1 pseudogene is annotated in these 220 nt (G+C 42.3%); it reads right to left on the reverse strand.

The window, feature by feature from the left end:
* Nucleotides 1-62: 62 nt before the first annotated feature.
* Nucleotides 63-220: pseudogene (locus CHH91_RS21380) on the reverse strand (sugar ABC transporter permease); the annotation flags it as partial.

Below are 220 nucleotides of genomic sequence, written 5' to 3' on the forward strand. Positions count from 1 at the left end.
GAATGAACGGCTCGTATTTGTCTACTGTAGAACTTGCTCAACATGTTTGGTATACGCTTTTCTTACCCTTTCGTCGCGCCAGAAGACAAGCCTGTAATCAAATAACGCTGCAAAAATAAGAATACAGCGGCGATTGGCACCGCAATGAGTACAGAACCTGCAGCAAAGCGTGTAAAGTTGTTTGCAAATTGATCACTGACAAAATTGAACAATCCTAACG

Source organism: Virgibacillus sp. 7505, assembly GCF_002272135.1.
Classification (GTDB): Bacteria; Bacillota; Bacilli; order Bacillales; family Amphibacillaceae; genus Terribacillus.